Annotated in this window: 16 protein-coding genes; 14 read left to right on the top strand and 2 right to left on the bottom strand. The window is 64.3% G+C overall.

Annotation, left to right across the window (positions count from 1 at the left end; translation table 11 throughout):
- Positions 1-105 precede the first annotated feature (105 nt).
- The 13 genes from AC0L2M_RS09140 (at position 106) to AC0L2M_RS09080 (ending at position 13,006) form a co-directional block, all read left to right on the top strand.
- A complete protein-coding gene (locus AC0L2M_RS09140) occupies positions 106-1,359 on the top strand; it encodes a L,D-transpeptidase family protein (RefSeq protein WP_023798410.1) in 1,254 nt (417 codons plus the stop codon).
- 308 nt (positions 1,360-1,667) lie between these two features.
- Positions 1,668-2,981 carry a serine hydroxymethyltransferase gene (gene glyA, locus AC0L2M_RS09135; protein WP_473534636.1) on the top strand — a complete coding sequence of 438 codons (1,314 nt, stop codon included), beginning with the start codon at positions 1,668-1,670 and terminating at the stop codon, positions 2,979-2,981.
- A gap of 109 nt (positions 2,982-3,090) precedes the next feature.
- Positions 3,091-3,681: an invasion associated locus B family protein gene (locus AC0L2M_RS09130; RefSeq protein WP_473534635.1), complete on the top strand. Its 591-nt coding sequence runs from the start codon at positions 3,091-3,093 to the stop codon at positions 3,679-3,681.
- Positions 3,682-3,815: 134 nt separating this feature from the next.
- Positions 3,816-4,292, top strand: coding sequence for a transcriptional regulator NrdR (gene nrdR / locus AC0L2M_RS09125; RefSeq protein ID WP_023798407.1), 477 nt, complete (start codon positions 3,816-3,818; stop codon positions 4,290-4,292).
- 2 nt (positions 4,293-4,294) lie between these two features.
- Entirely contained in the window at positions 4,295-5,416 is a 1,122-nt protein-coding gene (gene ribD / locus AC0L2M_RS09120) for a bifunctional diaminohydroxyphosphoribosylaminopyrimidine deaminase/5-amino-6-(5-phosphoribosylamino)uracil reductase RibD (RefSeq protein ID WP_473534634.1), read from the top strand.
- Positions 5,417-5,531: 115 nt separating this feature from the next.
- Positions 5,532-6,149 carry a riboflavin synthase gene (locus AC0L2M_RS09115; protein WP_287221745.1) on the top strand — a complete coding sequence of 206 codons (618 nt, stop codon included), beginning with the start codon at positions 5,532-5,534 and terminating at the stop codon, positions 6,147-6,149.
- A 365-nt stretch (positions 6,150-6,514) separates the two neighbouring features.
- Positions 6,515-7,009: a 6,7-dimethyl-8-ribityllumazine synthase gene (gene ribH / locus AC0L2M_RS09110; RefSeq protein ID WP_036263097.1), complete on the top strand. Its 495-nt coding sequence runs from the start codon at positions 6,515-6,517 to the stop codon at positions 7,007-7,009.
- Entirely contained in the window at positions 7,006-7,506 is a 501-nt protein-coding gene (nusB, locus tag AC0L2M_RS09105) for a transcription antitermination factor NusB (protein ID WP_023798402.1), read from the top strand. Before ribH ends, nusB begins: the two co-directional genes overlap by 4 nt.
- Complete coding sequence (locus AC0L2M_RS09100; RefSeq protein ID WP_023798401.1) at positions 7,503-8,720, top strand: MFS transporter; 1,218 nt, start codon at positions 7,503-7,505, stop codon at positions 8,718-8,720. Before nusB ends, AC0L2M_RS09100 begins: the two co-directional genes overlap by 4 nt.
- A gap of 251 nt (positions 8,721-8,971) precedes the next feature.
- Positions 8,972-9,883 (top strand): glycine betaine ABC transporter substrate-binding protein OsmF, encoded by a 912-nt coding sequence (osmF, locus tag AC0L2M_RS09095; RefSeq protein WP_473534633.1) that lies wholly within the window; start codon positions 8,972-8,974, stop codon positions 9,881-9,883.
- Between the two features lie 260 nt (positions 9,884-10,143).
- The gene (locus AC0L2M_RS09090; RefSeq protein ID WP_473534632.1) at positions 10,144-11,310 is read left to right on the top strand and encodes an ABC transporter permease; all 1,167 of its coding nucleotides are present in this window, start codon (positions 10,144-10,146) and stop codon (positions 11,308-11,310) included.
- Positions 11,307-12,245 carry an ABC transporter ATP-binding protein gene (locus AC0L2M_RS09085; RefSeq protein WP_473534631.1) on the top strand — a complete coding sequence of 313 codons (939 nt, stop codon included), beginning with the start codon at positions 11,307-11,309 and terminating at the stop codon, positions 12,243-12,245. The genes AC0L2M_RS09090 and AC0L2M_RS09085 overlap by 4 nt, the downstream gene beginning before the upstream one ends.
- Positions 12,242-13,006 (top strand): ABC transporter permease, encoded by a 765-nt coding sequence (locus AC0L2M_RS09080; protein WP_473534630.1) that lies wholly within the window; start codon positions 12,242-12,244, stop codon positions 13,004-13,006. Before AC0L2M_RS09085 ends, AC0L2M_RS09080 begins: the two co-directional genes overlap by 4 nt.
- A gap of 10 nt (positions 13,007-13,016) precedes the next feature.
- Here the strand turns inward: AC0L2M_RS09080 and AC0L2M_RS09075 are convergent, their stop codons facing one another.
- Together AC0L2M_RS09075 and AC0L2M_RS09070 are read right to left on the bottom strand one after the other, a co-directional pair.
- Entirely contained in the window at positions 13,017-13,196 is a 180-nt protein-coding gene (locus tag AC0L2M_RS09075; RefSeq protein ID WP_473534629.1) for a type II toxin-antitoxin system HicA family toxin, read from the bottom strand.
- Positions 13,197-13,217: 21 nt separating this feature from the next.
- Entirely contained in the window at positions 13,218-13,418 is a 201-nt protein-coding gene (locus AC0L2M_RS09070) for a type II toxin-antitoxin system HicB family antitoxin (protein WP_023798395.1), read from the bottom strand.
- 475 nt (positions 13,419-13,893) lie between these two features.
- Here AC0L2M_RS09070 and AC0L2M_RS09065 point away from each other — a divergent pair, with 475 nt between their 5' ends.
- Positions 13,894-16,035 carry a sodium-translocating pyrophosphatase gene (locus AC0L2M_RS09065; RefSeq protein WP_236379378.1) on the top strand — a complete coding sequence of 714 codons (2,142 nt, stop codon included), beginning with the start codon at positions 13,894-13,896 and terminating at the stop codon, positions 16,033-16,035.
- Positions 16,036-16,261 lie beyond the last annotated feature (226 nt).

Here is a 16,261-nt window from a genome sequence, read left to right as displayed (position 1 = left end):
GCATGGTTGGCTAATTGTTAAGGGCGCCACCCTTAGAGTGGGCCGGCCTAGCATGCGGGCGGATCGCCCGGTGAAAAAACTGTTACAGGACTATCTGGAGCGTACATGAGAACCAGTCGCCGTTTCTTCCTTTCCGGAGCCTCCGCATTGGCCGCGACGATGGTTGCCGGTGGCGCCAGCGCGCAGGACGTGATCGCGGACATCCTGAAATCCTCGGGCCGCGGCAACTGGAACGACCAGTTCGACGCCCGCGCCAGCGAGGGCGGCAAGGTGGCCTCGACGCTGCCGATCGTCAGCCTGCAGACCGTTGCGTACACCGAGCAGGCTATCGCGCAGTATCAGAATATTGTCGCGCAGGGCGGCTGGGAGCGGGTCCCGGACACCAAAAAATTGCAACTCGGCGTCATCGATCCCGATGTGGTGCCATTGCGCAGGCGCTTGATGGTTTCGGGCGACCTGGCGCAGAGCGCCGGCCTTTCAGAGGCCTTCGATTCCTATGTCGATGCGGCGGTCAAGCGCTTCCAGGCGCGTCATGGCCTGCCTTCCGACGGGACCCTGGGCCAATATAGCTATGCGGCGATGAATGTCTCGGCGCAGGTCCGGCTTGGCCAGCTGCAGACCAATCTGCAGCGGCTGAACGAACGCGCCGGTACGCTGGGCAACCGCTATGTATTGGTCGATATCCCTGGCGCCCAGATCGAAGCGGTCGAGAACGACCGCGTCGTGCTGCGCCACACCGCCGTTGTCGGCAAGATCGATCGCCAGACGCCGATCGTCGATTCCAAGATCAACGAGATCATCGTCAATCCTTACTGGAACGCGCCAGTCTCGATCGTGCGCAAGGACATCATTCCGCTGATGCGGAAGGACCCCAACTATCTCAAGGACAGCAAGATCCGGCTGTTCGCACCGGATGGCAGCGAGGTCGATCCACTGACCGTCGACTGGTCGACCGACGACGCGGAGAAATACCGCTTTCGCCAGGATCCGGGCGCCGGCAATGCGATGGCCTCGGTCAAGATCAATTTCCCGAGTCCGGACGGCGTCTACATGCACGACACGCCGCAGCAGAGCCTGTTCGGCAAAATGATGCGCTTCGATTCCTCGGGCTGCGTGCGCGTCCAGAACGTGCGCGACCTCGTCACCTGGATCCTGCGCGACACGCCGGGCTGGAGCCGCCAGCATTTCGAGGCGTCGATCAAGAGCGGCGAGAACATCCCGGTGCAGGTCACCAATCCGGTGCCGGTCTTTTTCCTCTACATCTCGGCCTGGTCGACGGGGCCTGGCGTCGTGCAGTTCCGCGACGACATCTACGGGCTCGACGGAGCCAACGAGCTGCAGATCACCTCTGCGCTCTAAGCCCCTGATGTTATTGAATTGATAAAGGCCGCCATCGAGGCGGCCTTTTTGACGTGCGCCAGGCATGGCGCGTGGTGCGCGAGCACCGTTTGGCCGGGATGATAGCCGATCAATGACTTGGAGGTGAAAGTCCTCTGCTGGCCCTGGTGGCGTCGCGAAGCATTGCTGAACGGCCGGCAGGCGAGGAAATAGGTGGCTCTTCGCCTCGCTGCCGCAATCCGACCAGCAAATTTCGCGCCGCAAACGTGGCGGGGCGAAAGCAACTGTGTTAATGGCGCGGCAGACCCCGGACGACAAGGATCTCAAGCATGGCAACAGCAGCGGCAGTGTCGAACAAATTCGAATCCTTCTTCGAAACCACGCTTGCCGATGCCGATCCGGAGATTTTCGGCGCGATCCGCAACGAACTCGGCCGCCAGCGCCACGAGATCGAGCTGATCGCTTCGGAAAACATCGTCTCCCGCGCCGTGCTGGAAGCGCAGGGGTCGGTCATGACCAACAAATACGCCGAGGGCTATCCCGGCAAGCGCTACTATGGCGGCTGCCAGTTCGTCGACGTGGCCGAGGAACTGGCCATCGAGCGCGCCAAAAAGCTGTTCGGCTGCAACTTCGCCAATGTCCAGCCGAATTCCGGCAGCCAGATGAACCAGGCGGTCTTTTTGGCGCTGCTGCAGCCCGGCGACACCTTCATGGGGCTCGACCTGAATTCCGGTGGCCACCTGACGCACGGTTCGCCGGTCAACATGAGCGGCAAATGGTTCAAGGTCGTTTCCTACGGCGTCCGCAGGGACGATCACCTGCTCGACATGGACGCGATCGAGAAGACCGCCCACGAGACCAGGCCGAAGCTGATCCTGGCCGGCGGCACTGCCTATTCGCGCGTCTGGGACTGGAAGCGTTTTCGCGAGATCGCCGACTCGATCGGCGCCTATCTGATGGTCGACATGGCCCACATCGCCGGCCTGGTCGCCGGCGGCGTGCATCCGTCGCCGCTGCCATACGCCCATGTGGTCACCACCACCACGCACAAGTCGCTGCGTGGCCCGCGCGGCGGCATGATCCTGTGCAATGACGAGGACATCGCCAAGAAGATGAACTCGGCGGTGTTTCCAGGCCTGCAGGGTGGTCCGCTGATGCACGTCATCGCCGCCAAGGCGGTGGCCTTCGGCGAAGCGCTGAAGCCAAGCTTCAAGATCTATGCCGAGAGCGTTGCCGCCAACGCCAAGGCGCTGGCCTCCAGCTTGCAGGAGACCGGTCTCGACATCGTCTCCGGTGGCACCGACAACCATCTTATGCTGGTTGACCTCAGGCCGAAGAACGCCACCGGCAAGCGTGCCGAGGCAGCGCTTAGCCGCGCCAACATCACCTGCAACAAGAACGGCATCCCTTTCGATCCCGAAAAGCCGTTCGTCACCTCGGGCGTGCGCCTAGGCACGCCGGCCGGCACCACGCGCGGTTTCGGCCAGGCCGAGTTCCGCGAGATCGGCAAGCTGATCGCCGAGGTGCTGGACGGACTCAAGGCCGCGAATTCCGATGAGGGCAATGCAGCCGTCGAAGCAGCGGTGAAGGCGAAGGTGGCCGCGTTGACGGATCGTTTTCCGCTCTATCCCTATCTCGGTTGAGCTCACGCAAGCTGTCGTCCTCGGTTGAGCTCACGCAAGCTGTCGTCCCTTATCGCCGGACGAGAAGCACTTTTTCAGCGGGGACGGAGTCCGGACAGGAGCCTTGACGATGATGCAGATTTTCCGTGTCGCTGGCTTTGGCGCGCTTGGCGTATTGTTGGTCACATTGACCACCTTGCCGTCCGCCGCCCAGGCACAGTCTGCGCCCACCCCAGCCGCACCGAAGACCGAAACCTTCGGCAACTGGTCCACCACTGTGGACGAGATCGATACCGGTGGGGATCTGCGCAAGACCTGCGTCGCCTCGACCGCCTTCCTCGACGCGAGCGGTACCAGCGGCACGCTCACGCTTGCCATCTCGAACGGTGATGCACTGCCGCCCAATGGCTATCCGACCCTCGTCATCGCCATGAAGAACAAGGACTTACCGACTGGCGAGAACATTCCGGCGGTGTTCGGCGATGGCGACGGCAAGGTCAAGGCGACCGTCGATGCCATGGCCGGTGGCGGCGGAAAATGGATGTTGAACAACAAGCCCGAGATCAGCCTGGCACTGCTGCGTGCCATGCGCCGCGCCAGCGCGCTCGACGTCATATTTGCCGACACGCCGGTCGCGACCGTATCGATGGACGGCTTCACCAAGGCCTATCGCAGCCTCGGCGTGTCATGTGGGTTCCCGACTGCTGACGTCGCGCCGTAATCGGCCGGTATTGCCGTTGATGCTGGCAATTTTCCCCGCGCCTCGCTATCTCTGAGGCGCGATCGGATACTTTGCCATCGCGGCAAAAACCTCTAAGCCTTCGCTCCACGAGAATCGCGAACACAAGGCTGCCCATGCGCTGTCCCTACTGCCAGTCCGAAGATACGCAGGTGAAGGATTCGCGCCCCGCCGAAGACGGCGCGGCGATCCGCAGGCGGCGCGTCTGCCCCGATTGCGGCGGCCGCTTCACCACCTTCGAACGTGTGCAGTTGCGCGACCTCGTGGTGGTGAAGAAATCCGGACGCAAGGTGCCGTTCGACCGCGACAAGCTGCTGCGCTCGGTCGAGATCGCCGTGCGCAAGCGCAATGTCGATCCCGAGCGCATCGACCGCGCGGTGACCGGCATCGTGCGCCAGCTCGAAAGCTCCGGCGAGACCGAGGTCGCCTCGGGCGAGGTCGGCCGCCTGGTGATGGAGGCACTGAAGTCGCTCGACGACGTCGCCTATGTCCGCTTCGCCTCGGTCTATCGCAATTTCCGCGAGGCCAAGGATTTTCACGACGTGCTGGGTGAGCTTAAAGGTGACGAGCTCAAGGAAGAGGACGCCGGCTGAGCATGGCAAGGCGCGGCCAAGCCGAGCAAGAGGTTCTTGATCGCCGCTTCATGGCGGCGGCACTGAGGCTGTCGCGGAAAAACGCCGGGCGGACCTCGACCAACCCTTCCGTCGGCACGCTGATCGTGCGCGACGACGGCACCGGGCCGATGATCGTCGGCACCGGCGTCACCGCTGTCGGCGGCCGGCCGCATGCCGAGACCGAGGCGCTGGCGGAGGCCGGCGAGCTCGCACGCGGCGCCACCGCCTATGTCACATTGGAGCCCTGCGCCCACCATGGCCGCACCCCGCCTTGCGCCAGAGCACTGGTCAATGCCGGCGTCGCGCGGCTGGTTGGCGCTGCGAGCGACCCCGATCCACGCGTGTCCGGCAACGGCTATGCGATCCTGCGTGCCGCCGGTGTCGAAGTGGTCGAAAAGGTGCTCGTGGCAGAAGCCGCCGAGCAGATGGCCGGCTATCTCATTCGATCCCTGAAAAAACGTCCGGAAGTAATCCTGAAACTTGCGCTTTCCAGCGACGGCAAGATCGGCATGGGAGGCGCGGGGCAGGTCTCGATCACCGGCGAAATCGCCCGGCGCGAAGTCTATCTGATGCGCGCCGAAGCCGACGGCGTACTGATCGGCATCGGCACGGCGCTGGAGGACGATCCGGCGCTGACGGTGCGGTTGCCGGGGCTGGAGAACCGCTCGCCGGCGCGCATCGTGCTCGACCGCCAGATCAGGCTGCCGGAAACGTCGAAACTGGTCGCCGGCGTCGACCGGGTTCCGCTCTATGTCGCCGCCTGTGCCGAAGCCGATCCGCAGCGGCGGGCCGCGCTCGAACGCGCCGGCGTGCGCTTCATCGGCACCGAGACGTATGAAGGCGATATTGCGCTGCCGGAGTTGCTCGAGGATCTAGCCGCACTCGGCATGGCGAGCGTGCTGGTCGAGGGCGGCGCCAAGGTGGCCAAGGCCTTCCTCGCCGAAGGGCTGGTCGACCGCATCGTGCTGTTCCAGGGGCAGGAGCCGATCGGCAGGAGCGGCATTGCATCGCCCATCGACGCCGACCATATCCCGGCAGGATTTCGCAAATTGCGTGACATGCGTTTCGGCGAAGACAGCTACGCCGAGTGGATAAGACCATGATCCCGAAAAGTGGGAACCGGTTTTCGGAAAAGATCATGGCCAACCAAGAAGACATGATCCCAAAAAGTGGGGCCGGCTTGGACAAGAACATGGTCAAACTGAAAGCCAGAGTCTGATGTTTACCGGGATTGTCACCGATGTCGGCACCGTCGCTGCCGTCAAGCCGCTGAAAGAGGGCGTCGGCTTGCGCATCGACACCACCTATGATCCGCAGACGATCGCCATTGGGGCTTCGATTTCCTGCGGCGGCGTCTGCCTGACGGTGACGGCGCTGCCGGAAAGCGGCGCCAACGCGCGCTGGTTCGAGGTCGAGGCCTGGGAAGAGGCACTCAGGCTGACGACGGCCATGGGCTGGAAATCCGGCACCAGGATCAATCTGGAGCGGCCGCTGAAGATCGGCGACGAACTCGGTGGCCACATCGTTTCAGGCCATGTCGACGGCATGGCCGAGATCGTTGCGCGCAAGGAGGAGGGCGATGCCGTGCGCTTTACGCTGGAAGCGCCGCGCGACCTGGCCAAATTCATCGCACCCAAGGGCTCGGTCGCGCTCGACGGCACCTCGCTTACCGTCAACAAGGTCGACGGCACACGCTTCGACGTGCTCTTGATCCATCACTCGCTGACCGTGACCACCTGGGGCGAACGTCAGGTCGGCGACCGCGTCAATCTGGAGATCGACACCATGGCCCGCTACGCGGCCCGCCTGGCGGAGGCCGCGAAAGAGGGGCTTTGATGGTCCTGCCGGAGAGCGGCGTGGATTCATACGGTTATCTGAACGGGACGAGCACCTCGGATCTGATTGGCGCCTTGTTCCGTTTGGCGTTGCCCCTCACCCGCCTGCCGGCGACCTCTCCCCGTAAACGGGGCGAGGGGCGATTTCATCGATGGTTTCGCCAATCACCAGCGTTGCAAGAAGGGCGCCGGCGATGCGGCCAGCCTCTTTCGCCCCGTTTACGGGGAGAAATGCCCGGCAGGGCAATGAGGGGCAGCGCCGGCTTCGGAGGAAACCAATAATCAGGCACGTCCACATCTCCACCAATCTTCTGCTTGCGATCAAACCGGCTTCGGCCTAAGTCACCGGCGATCCCGGAGACATCTATGGCTGGCACATCCCAACACGGCAAAGCGTTCATTCGCCCGAAGAAGAAGGCCCACCTTCTTGTCATCGAGGCACGCTTCCATGACGACCTTGCCGACGCGCTGCTCGAAGGCGCGACAAGCGCGCTCGAGGAAGCTGGCGCGACATACGACGTCGTCACCGTTCCGGGCTCGCTCGAAATTCCCGCAGTGATTTCCTTCGCCCTCGACGGCGCCGCCGAAGGCGGGTCGAGCTATGACGGCTTTGTCGCCCTCGGCACCATCGTGCGCGGCGACACCTATCATTTCGACATCGTCGCAAATGAATCGAGCCGTGCCCTGATGGACCTGTCCGTCCAGGAAGCGGTCTGCATCGGCAACGGCATCCTGACCACCGAAAATGACGAGCAGGCCTGGACGCGGGCCAGGCGTTCGGAAGGCGACAAGGGTGGCTTTGCCGCGCGTGCGGCGCTGACCATGATTGCCCTCAAGCAACAGTTGGGAGAGCGATCGTGAGCGAGCCCGCATCGCCCGGCCAGCCCGCGGTGCGCCACGCCAACAAGCGCGGTGCAGCCCGTCTGGCCGCCGTGCAGGCGCTCTACCAGATGGATGTGGCCGGCAGCGGCGTCTTCGAGATCACCGCCGAATATGAGGCGTTCAGGCTCGGCAAGGAAGTCGACGGCGCGCTCTATCGCGAGGCCGACGCGCAATGGTTTCGCGCCATCCTCGCCGGCGTCGTCGAGAACCAGAAGACCATCGACCCGATCATCCGCCAGGCGCTGACCGAGGACTGGCCGTTGTCCAGGCTCGATTCGACGCTGCGCGCCATATTGCGCGCCGGCGTCTACGAACTGATGAAGCGCGAGGACGTGCCGGTGGCTGTCATCGTCTCGGAATATGTCGATATCGCCAAGGCGTTTTACGAAGAAGATGAGCCGAAGCTGGTCAACGCAGTGCTCGATCGCGTGTCGCGCCGGGTGCGCGGCGAAGGGCGTGGCAAGGACGCTTCATGACGGCCGTCGCTATCGCCGAGGCCGGCAGGGAAGCGCGCCGCACGGCGCTCATCCTTGCCGCTTCGCAGGCGATCATCGGCTCGGCCGCACCTATCGCCATTTCCGTGGGTGGATTGGCCGGATATTATCTGCTCGGTTCCGACAAGTCGCTGGCGACGGCGCCGATCACCGGCTTCAACGTCGGCGTGGCGCTCGGCGCCCTGCCGGCCGCAGCCATCATCCGCCGGCTCGGCCAGCGCGACGGCTTCATGACCGGGACGATCGTCACTGCGCTCGGCGGTCTGGTCGCCACGCTGGCGCTATTTTACGCCAGCTTCTGGCTGTTCGCCTTCGGCCTGCTGGTGATCGGCATCGGCGGTGCCTTCGTCCAGCAATTCCGCTTCGCCGCCGCCGACAACGCACCGGCTGAATTCAAGGCGCGCGCCATCTCCTTCGTGCTGGCCGGCGGCATCGTCACCGCCATTCTCGGGCCGCAGATCGTCATCTTCACCCGCGAATTGTTTGCGCCGGTGATGTTTGCCGGCTCGTTTGCCTCCATCCTGGTGCTGGCGGCGGTCGGCGCCGCCATCCTGTCGTTGCTGCGCATCCCGGCCAAGGCGACGGGCAAAGCGGAAATCGCCGACAGCGACGCGCGGCCGCTCGCCGAGATCGTCACCAGGCCGCGTTTCGTTGCGGCGCTGTTTTGCGCCGTCGGCAGCTACGCGCTGATGAGCTTCGTCATGACCGGCGCGCCGCTCGCCATGGTCGGCTGCGGCCTGTCGACGGACGACGCCACGCTCGGCATTTCCTGGCATGTCATGGCGATGTTCGCGCCGAGCTTCTTCACCGGCTCGCTGATCTATCGCTTCGGCGCCGAACGGATTGTCGCAACCGGCCTTGTGCTGCTGATCGGCTGCGCCGTGGTGGCGCTGTCGGGCCTGGCGCTGTGGCAATTCTGGACGGCGCTGATCCTGCTCGGCCTTGGCTGGAATTTCGGCTTCATCGGCGCCACCGCCATGGTCGCCGACAGCTACCGCCCATCGGAAAAGGCCAAGGTCCAGGGTTTTCACGACTTCGTCCTGTTCGGCTCCGTCGCCTTCGCCTCGCTGATGTCGGGCGCGGTCTACAACGCCTGGGGCTGGGAGATGCTGAACTGGATCATCTTCCCGGTGACGGTGTTGTGCTTCGTGGCGCTGGGCGTGCTGAAGATGACCGCGCGGCCGACCAGCGCATGACCCCGATCCGAAGGTTCGGAAAGGACCATGCGCAAATCAATAGTGCTACAGCGTCCTTTGCGCGTCCAAACGGACGCGACGCGCTGTAGTGACATGACGCTGTCGGGATCGGACAGCAGCGGATTCACCCGCATCCGAACAAAATTATTGCCCCCATCCCCCTTCTTATGAAACCGTGTGCCCCGACGGGGCATTGAAGCCATGCTCATATGCGGCAGCCGCAGTCCGGTTCTCAGCAAGGGATTTGTGAAATGTTTTCAGTCAAGGTTCTGGCCGGCGCGGCACTGGCGCTCGGCATCACCGCAGCCTCGGCGAGCGCTCAGGTGGTCGTGTCGTCGAAGATCGACACCGAAGGCGGCGTGCTCGGCAACATCATCCAGCTGGTGCTGAACGCCAACAACATCCAGACCACCGACCGCATCCAACTCGGCGGCACCCCTGTGGTGCGCAAGGCGATCACCGCCGGCGAGATCGACATCTATCCGGAATACACCGGCAATGCCGCCTTCTTCTTCGAAAAGGCCGACGATCCGGTGTGGAAGGATGCCGCCAAGGGCTATGAAACGGCCAAGAAGCTAGACTACGACGCCAACAAGATCGTCTGGCTGTCGCCGTCGCCGGCCAACAACACCTGGGCGATTGCGCTGCGCAAGGATGTCGCCGAGACCAACAAGCTGGCGACTCTGTCCGACTTCGGCAAATATGTCTCCGGCGGCGGCCAGGTGGTGCTGGCGGCCTCGGCCGAATTCGTCAATTCGGCTGCCGCGCTGCCGGCTTTCCAGACCACCTATGGTTTCACGCTTAAGCCGGACCAGCTGATCACGCTCTCCGGCGGCGACACGGCGGCGACCATCGCCGCTGCGGCGAACCAGACCAACGGTGCCAACGCCGCCATGGTCTACGGCACCGACGGCGGCATCTCGCCGTCCGGCCTGGTCGTGCTCGAAGACGACAAGGGCGTGCAGCCGGTCTACCAGCCGGCGCCGATCATCCGCGAGGCGGTGCTGAAGGAGCATCCCGAAATCGAGACGCTGCTGAAGCCGGTCTTCGCCAAGCTCGACCTCGTCACCCTGCAGGAACTGAACGGCCGCGTGCAGGTCGGCGGCGAGCCGGTCAAGGGCGTCGCCGAAGACTTTTTGAAGAAGAACGGGTTTTTGAAGTAGGCCGTTCCTAAGATCGTGACGCCGGTGCGAGGCGCCCCCCTCTGGCCTGCCGGCCGTCTCCCCCTCAAGGGGGGAGATCAGATGTCACGACGGCTTTCGCCACCTTTCAGCTGTGCAAGGTGTGTACCGGCGCTGACGCTGCCAATCTCCCCCCTTGAGGGGGAGATGGCCGGCAGGCCAGAGGGGGGTGTCGTAGGGCGCCGAGGCTGTGGCATCTGGCTTCAAAAGGCGGCAGCTCTCTCGCGCTGCGCGGGTGCCTGATGCGGATCCGCTTCGACAAGCTCGGCGTGGTCATCGCCGCGATCGTTGCCTATGCCGCCTTCGCGGCGCCCTTTGCCACCTTGCGCGCCAATCGCATCGTGCCGGGCGAGGCGCGCTCGATTCTTGAAGCGCTGCCGCCGACGCTGGGGCCGCTGCTGCTTGCCGTCGTCGTCGTTGCGGCGGTCGTCGCCTTGCTGAAAACGCCGCTGGTCCTGCGCCTGGCCGCCAGCGTGGTCGCGCTTGCCGCACTGGCGCTGCTGATCGGCGTCGCCGGCAGCTTCCTGACGCCTGAGGGCAACAGCTTTGCCCGCATCTCGCCGGCTTCGGGTTTCTGGCTGCTCATCTTCGCCTTTACGCTGTTGCTCGCCGATGGGCTGACGAGGCTGAACCTGTCGCCATCGGCGCGGATCGGCGTGCTCGTCGTCGCGGCAGCGGCGATCGGCCTGCTGCTGGTCTCGGGCAGCTGGAACAGTCTGTCGATCCTCAAGGAATACGCCAACCGTGCCGACAGTTTTTGGGCCGAAGGCTCCAAGCATGTGACGCTGGCGCTGGGCTCGCTGGCGGCGGCGGTGATAGCAGGCTTGCCGCTTGGCATCCTCTGCCACCGCGTCGAAAAATTGCGGGCCGGCGTGCTCAACGTGCTGAACATCATCCAGACCATTCCCTCGATCGCGCTGTTCGGCCTGTTGATCGCGCCGCTCGGCTGGGTCGCCACGCATGTGCCCGGCGCGGCCTCCCTCGGCATTCGCGGCATCGGCACCGCGCCCGCCTTCGTCGCCCTGTTCCTCTATTCGCTGCTGCCGGTGGTGGCCAACACCGTGGTCGGCCTTGCCGGTGTGCCGCGCGCCGCCAACGACGCCGCGCGCGGCATGGGCATGACCGAGCGCCAGCGCCTGTTCGGCGTCGAATTTCCACTGGCCTTCCCGGTGATCCTCACCGGCATCCGCATCGTGCTGGTGCAGAACATCGGCCTTGCCACCATTGCCGCGCTGATCGGCGGCGGCGGTTTCGGCGTGTTCGTGTTCCAGGGCGTTGGCCAGACGGCGATGGACCTGGTGCTGCTCGGCGCCGTGCCGACGGTGGCGCTGGCCTTTGCTGCCGCCATCATTCTCGACGCATTGATCGAAATGACCTCCACCCGGCGACGCGAGGCACAACCGGCATGATCGAGATCGAAGGCATTACCAAGCGCTATGACGCGATGATCGTCGTCGACGACGTGTCGATGGTGATCGAGCCGCGCACCATCGCCGTCATCGTCGGCACCTCCGGCTCCGGCAAGACGACGCTGCTGCGCATGATCAACCGGCTGGTCGAGCCGACCGCCGGCGTGATCAGGCTCGACGGCGCCGACAACCGCTCGTTGCCCGGCTACGAGCTGCGCCGCAGCATCGGTTACGCCATTCAGGGCCATGGGCTGTTTCCGCATCGCACCGTGGCACAGAACATCGCCACCGTGCCGGTGCTGCTTGGCTGGGACGCGGCCCGCACCAAGCGCCGTGTCGACGAGTTGATGACGCTCTACCAGCTCGATCCCCAGGCGTTCGGGCCACGCTATCCGCACGAGCTCTCCGGCGGCCAGCAGCAGCGCGTCGGCGTCGCCAGGGCACTTGCCGCGGAGCCGAATGTGCTGTTGATGGACGAGCCGTTCGGCGCGCTCGACCCGATCATCCGCAACAAGGCGCAGGAGGACCTTCTGGCGATCCAGAAGCGCTTCGGCACCACCATCATCCTCGTCACCCATGACATGGAGGAGGCGGTGCGTATGGGCGACAAGATCGCGGTGATGGATGCCGGCAAGCTGGTGCAATATGCCAGGCCCGCCGAGATCCTGGCGAAGCCGGCCAGCGCCTTCGTCGAGACCCTGGTCGGCGCCAGCGAAAAACCGTTCAGGCTGCTGTCGCTCGGCCGGGTGCGCGACGCCGTGGAGACGGGCACCGCCGAAGGCGAGGCGATCCCCGCCGACGCCAGCCAGCGCGATGCGCTGGCCGAACTGTTGTGGTCGGGACGCCCGGCGCTGCCGGTGACAGGCGCGGATGGCAAGCCGCTCGGCCGCGTGACTGTGGATGGGCTGGTGAAACGCGCGGCGAGGCCGGCATGAAAGAGGCCGGTGTAAAAGCCTGGCTTCCGTCACTGCTCAGGCTTGCCCTGGTGGTGCTGCTCATTGCGTTCGTGACCAATCCGGGTTGGTTCGAGCCGCTGCTGAAGCCGCTGACCGAGAGCAACGCGCCGGCAATCTACAACCAGGGCAGCCTGTTGACGCTGACGCTGCTGCACCTGAGGACCGTGCTGATCGCGACGGTGGCGGCAACCATCGTTGCCGTGGCGCTCGCCATCCTGGTCACCCGGCCGGCCGGCGTCGAATTCCTGCCGCTGTCGCGCAGCCTGGTCAATATCGGCCAGACCTTTCCGCCGGTGGCGGTGCTGGCGCTGGCCGTGCCGGCCGTCGGCTTTGGCGAGAAGCCGACACTGATCGCGCTGTTTCTCTACGGCCTGCTGCCGATCTTCGAGAACGCGCTGACCGGGCTGACGACGCTGCCGGCCAATGTGGTCGAGGCGGCGCGCGGCGCCGGCATGACCGGCTGGCAAAGGCTGGTCAAGGTCGAGCTGCCGCTCACCGCGCCGATCATTCTCGGCGGTATCCGGCTTTCGGTGGTCATCAGCCTCGCCACCGCGACGATCGGCTCGACCGTGGCGGCCAGGACGCTCGGCGAGGTGATCATCGCCGGCCTGTTGTCCAACAATCTCGCCTTCGTCCTGCAGGGCGGGCTGATCGTCGCCGCGCTTGCCGTGCTGATCTATGACGCGCTGTCGGCGATCGAGCGCTACACCGCACGCCGCATGGGGCAGGAGACGGCGTAATTAGCAAAACTCAGATATCGCCTTCGCTCATCTCGGCCAGCGCCAAGAGATGTCGCAAGAGTCCTGTTTTGAGCGGCCTGTTGCCGTGAATCGGGATCGAAAGGCGCACGATGCTGCCTTCCTTGCCGTAGATGTGATGACTGCCGGCAACACGCAAAAGCCTCCAGCCTTGCCGCTCGATGGCACGCAAGCTCCTTGCCGGAAATGGACTTCAAACAGCGATTTCCATGACCCGGCCGGGTTCTGAAGTGAAAGATAGCGGCTCTACCGAGAGGCAGCCTTCGATTGCTTCACGCAAGTTCTCGACAAGTTCGTCCAAGGTTTCACCCTGGGTCGCGCAGCCGGGAATTGCCGGCACTTCGGCCCAGTAGCCACCTTCTTCGGCTTCGTGAATGATCGCCTTGAACTTCATCGGTCATCTCCAACTCCACCCTGAAGATAGGCTGCCCCGCCGATATTTGCAAAATCTGCATAAGCGCTGTCTATCTGCAAGTTCCGCTGCCTGATCAGGCTCGCGCCGGGCGTGGCAGTCCAACGTCTGCAACGGCCAGCAGAAGGCTTTCATGTTCTCCATGACCATGCGGGCGGTGCTGCTCTTCGTGGTCGAACTGGACGGCGACCTGCGCGGAGGCTGACGACCGTCAGCCGATTTCAATCGATCTGATCGGGTGGCGGCACTTGCGAGCCCGTTGCCGCCATTGCTTTTGGGCGAAAGCCGGGGGCTTTTGGGCGAAAGCCGGGCAAAAACCGAACAATATCTTGACGTTCGCAGCCCTGTTTCGCATAAGCCGATGCGAGGGGAGCGGATTCGGCGCGCGGAATCCGCTCCCCGTCTCAACGGCCCAGGGAGGGGTTCTTTTGGGTCATCAATCGAGGAAAATCCGGCAATGACCATAATTTTAGCTGTCATCGCCTGCGGTCTGCTTTCAGTCCTTTACGCCATCTGGGCGACAAAATCGGTCCTCGCGGCCGATCAGGGCAATGCACGCATGCAGGAAATTTCCGCGGCCATCCGCGAAGGCGCGCAGGCCTATCTGGCGCGCCAGTACACCACCATCGCCATCGTCGGCGTCGTGGTCCTGCTGCTCGCCTGGTGGCTGCTTTCGATCACCGCCGCCATCGGCTTCCTGATCGGCGCCGTTCTGTCGGGCGCCGCCGGCTTCATCGGCATGCACGTCTCGGTGCGCGCCAATGTGCGCACCGCGCAGGCGGCTTCCAACAGCCTCGCAGCCGGCCTCGAGATCGCCTTCAAGTCGGGCGCCATCACCGGCATGCTGGTCGCTGGCCTGGCCCTGCTCGGCGTCTCGATCTATTACCTGATCCTCACCCAATTCATCGGCCTCCAGCCCAACGACCGCGTCGTCATCGACTCGCTGGTTTCGCTCGGCTTCGGCGCCTCGCTGATCTCGATCTTCGCCCGTCTCGGCGGCGGCATCTTCACCAAGGGCGCCGACGTCGGCGGCGATCTCGTCGGCAAGGTCGAAGCCGGCATTCCCGAAGACGATCCGCGCAACCCGGCCACCATCGCCGACAATGTCGGCGACAATGTCGGCGACTGCGCCGGTATGGCCGCCGACCTGTTCGAGACCTATGCGGTGACCGTGGTCGCCACCATGGTCCTCGCCGCCATCTTCTTCGGCGGCACCGCCGTTCTCAGCGCCACGATGCTCTATCCGCTGGCCATCTGCGGCGCCTGCATCCTGACCTCCATCGTCGGCACCTTCTTCGTCAAGCTCGGCTCCAACGGCTCGATCATGGGCGCGCTCTACAAGGGCCTGATCGTCACCGGCCTGCTGTCGATCGTCGGCCTCGGCATCGCCACCTCGGCAACGCTGGGCTGGGGCGAGATCGGCACGGTCGACGGCATGGCCATCACCGGCGCGAACCTGTTCATCTGCGGCCTGATCGGCCTTCTGGTGACTGGTCTCATCGTGGTGATCACCGAATATTATACCGGCACCGACAAGCGCCCGGTGAACTCCATCGCCCAGGCTTCGGTCACCGGTCACGGCACCAACGTCATCCAGGGCCTTGCGGTCTCGCTGGAATCGACGGCACTTCCGGCGATCGTCATCGTCGGCGGCATAATATCGACCTACCAGTTCGCCGGCCTCTACGGCACGGCGATCGCGGTCACCACGATGCTCGGCCTCGCCGGCATGATCGTCGCGCTCGACGCCTTCGGCCCGGTCACCGACAATGCCGGCGGCATTGCCGAAATGGCCGGCTTGCCCAAGGAAGTGCGCCAGTCGACCGATGCGCTCGACGCCGTCGGCAACACCACCAAGGCGGTGACCAAGGGTTACGCCATCGGTTCGGCCGGTCTCGGTGCTCTGGTGCTGTTTGCGGCCTACTCCAACGACCTGAAGTTCTTTGCCGCCAATAGCGACAAATATCCTTACTTCCAGGGCATGGGCGACGTCTCTTTCGACCTGTCCAACCCTTATGTCGTCGCCGGTCTGATCTTCGGCGGTCTGATTCCGTATCTGTTCGGCGGCATCGCCATGACGGCTGTCGGCCGTGCGGCGGGCGCCATCGTCGAGGAGGTGCGCAAGCAGTTCCGCGAGGATCCGGGCATCATGGCCGGCACCTCGAAGCCGAACTATGCGCGTGCGGTCGATCTTCTGACCAAGGCGGCGATCCGCGAAATGATCATTCCGTCGCTGCTGCCGGTGCTGGCGCCGCTGGTCGTCTATTTCGGCGTGCTGCTGATCTCGGGCTCGAAGGCGTCCGCCTTTGCAGCCCTTGGCGCCTCGCTGCTCGGCGTCATCGTCAACGGCCTGTTCGTCGCCATCTCGATGACCTCCGGCGGCGGCGCCTGGGACAATGCGAAAAAATCGTTCGAGGACGGCTTTACCGACAAGGACGGCGTCAAGCATCTCAAGGGCTCCGAGGCGCACAAGGCCTCGGTGACCGGCGACACGGTCGGCGATCCCTACAAGGACACCGCCGGTCCGGCAGTCAACCCGGCGATCAAGATCACCAACATCGTCGCCCTGCTGCTGCTCGCCGTGCTCGCGCACGGCTGAGGCGGCTTGGCCTTCCGAGGCCGAGATCCACAACCGAACCCGCGGGAGCGATCCCGCGGGTTCGTCTATTTTGGACGTCCAGCATCAGGGAATTGACGCCCGTGACAGCTCCAAAAGCTCGCGTTCAAGTCGTCTGCGGCCCGCAGCCTGCGACAATGGCTTTCTGTCTCAAAACAAAAACCCGCAGGATCGCTCCCGCGGGTTTTCGGTCGCCTGAGATGTTGCT

The sequence above is a fragment of the Mesorhizobium sp. WSM4806 genome, assembly GCF_055811635.1.
The sequence above is the reverse complement of the archived record's forward strand: the minus strand, read 5'-3'. Positions and strand labels throughout refer to the sequence as shown.

Coding starts and splice junctions, on each gene's coding strand:
- AC0L2M_RS09065 (WP_236379378.1), top strand. CDS start 13,894: ATGACCATAATTTTAGCTGTCATCGCCTGCGGTCTGCTTTCAGTCCTT.
- AC0L2M_RS09140 (WP_023798410.1), top strand. CDS start 106: ATGAGAACCAGTCGCCGTTTCTTCCTTTCCGGAGCCTCCGCATTGGCC.
- AC0L2M_RS09130 (WP_473534635.1), top strand. CDS start 3,091: ATGATGCAGATTTTCCGTGTCGCTGGCTTTGGCGCGCTTGGCGTATTG.
- AC0L2M_RS09115 (WP_287221745.1), top strand. CDS start 5,532: ATGTTTACCGGGATTGTCACCGATGTCGGCACCGTCGCTGCCGTCAAG.
- nrdR (WP_023798407.1), top strand. CDS start 3,816: ATGCGCTGTCCCTACTGCCAGTCCGAAGATACGCAGGTGAAGGATTCG.
- AC0L2M_RS09080 (WP_473534630.1), top strand. CDS start 12,242: ATGAAAGAGGCCGGTGTAAAAGCCTGGCTTCCGTCACTGCTCAGGCTT.
- ribH (WP_036263097.1), top strand. CDS start 6,515: ATGGCTGGCACATCCCAACACGGCAAAGCGTTCATTCGCCCGAAGAAG.
- glyA (WP_473534636.1), top strand. CDS start 1,668: ATGGCAACAGCAGCGGCAGTGTCGAACAAATTCGAATCCTTCTTCGAA.
- osmF (WP_473534633.1), top strand. CDS start 8,972: ATGTTTTCAGTCAAGGTTCTGGCCGGCGCGGCACTGGCGCTCGGCATC.
- AC0L2M_RS09090 (WP_473534632.1), top strand. CDS start 10,144: ATGCGGATCCGCTTCGACAAGCTCGGCGTGGTCATCGCCGCGATCGTT.
- ribD (WP_473534634.1), top strand. CDS start 4,295: ATGGCAAGGCGCGGCCAAGCCGAGCAAGAGGTTCTTGATCGCCGCTTC.
- AC0L2M_RS09070 (WP_023798395.1), bottom strand. CDS start 13,418: ATGAAGTTCAAGGCGATCATTCACGAAGCCGAAGAAGGTGGCTACTGG.
- AC0L2M_RS09085 (WP_473534631.1), top strand. CDS start 11,307: ATGATCGAGATCGAAGGCATTACCAAGCGCTATGACGCGATGATCGTC.
- AC0L2M_RS09100 (WP_023798401.1), top strand. CDS start 7,503: ATGACGGCCGTCGCTATCGCCGAGGCCGGCAGGGAAGCGCGCCGCACG.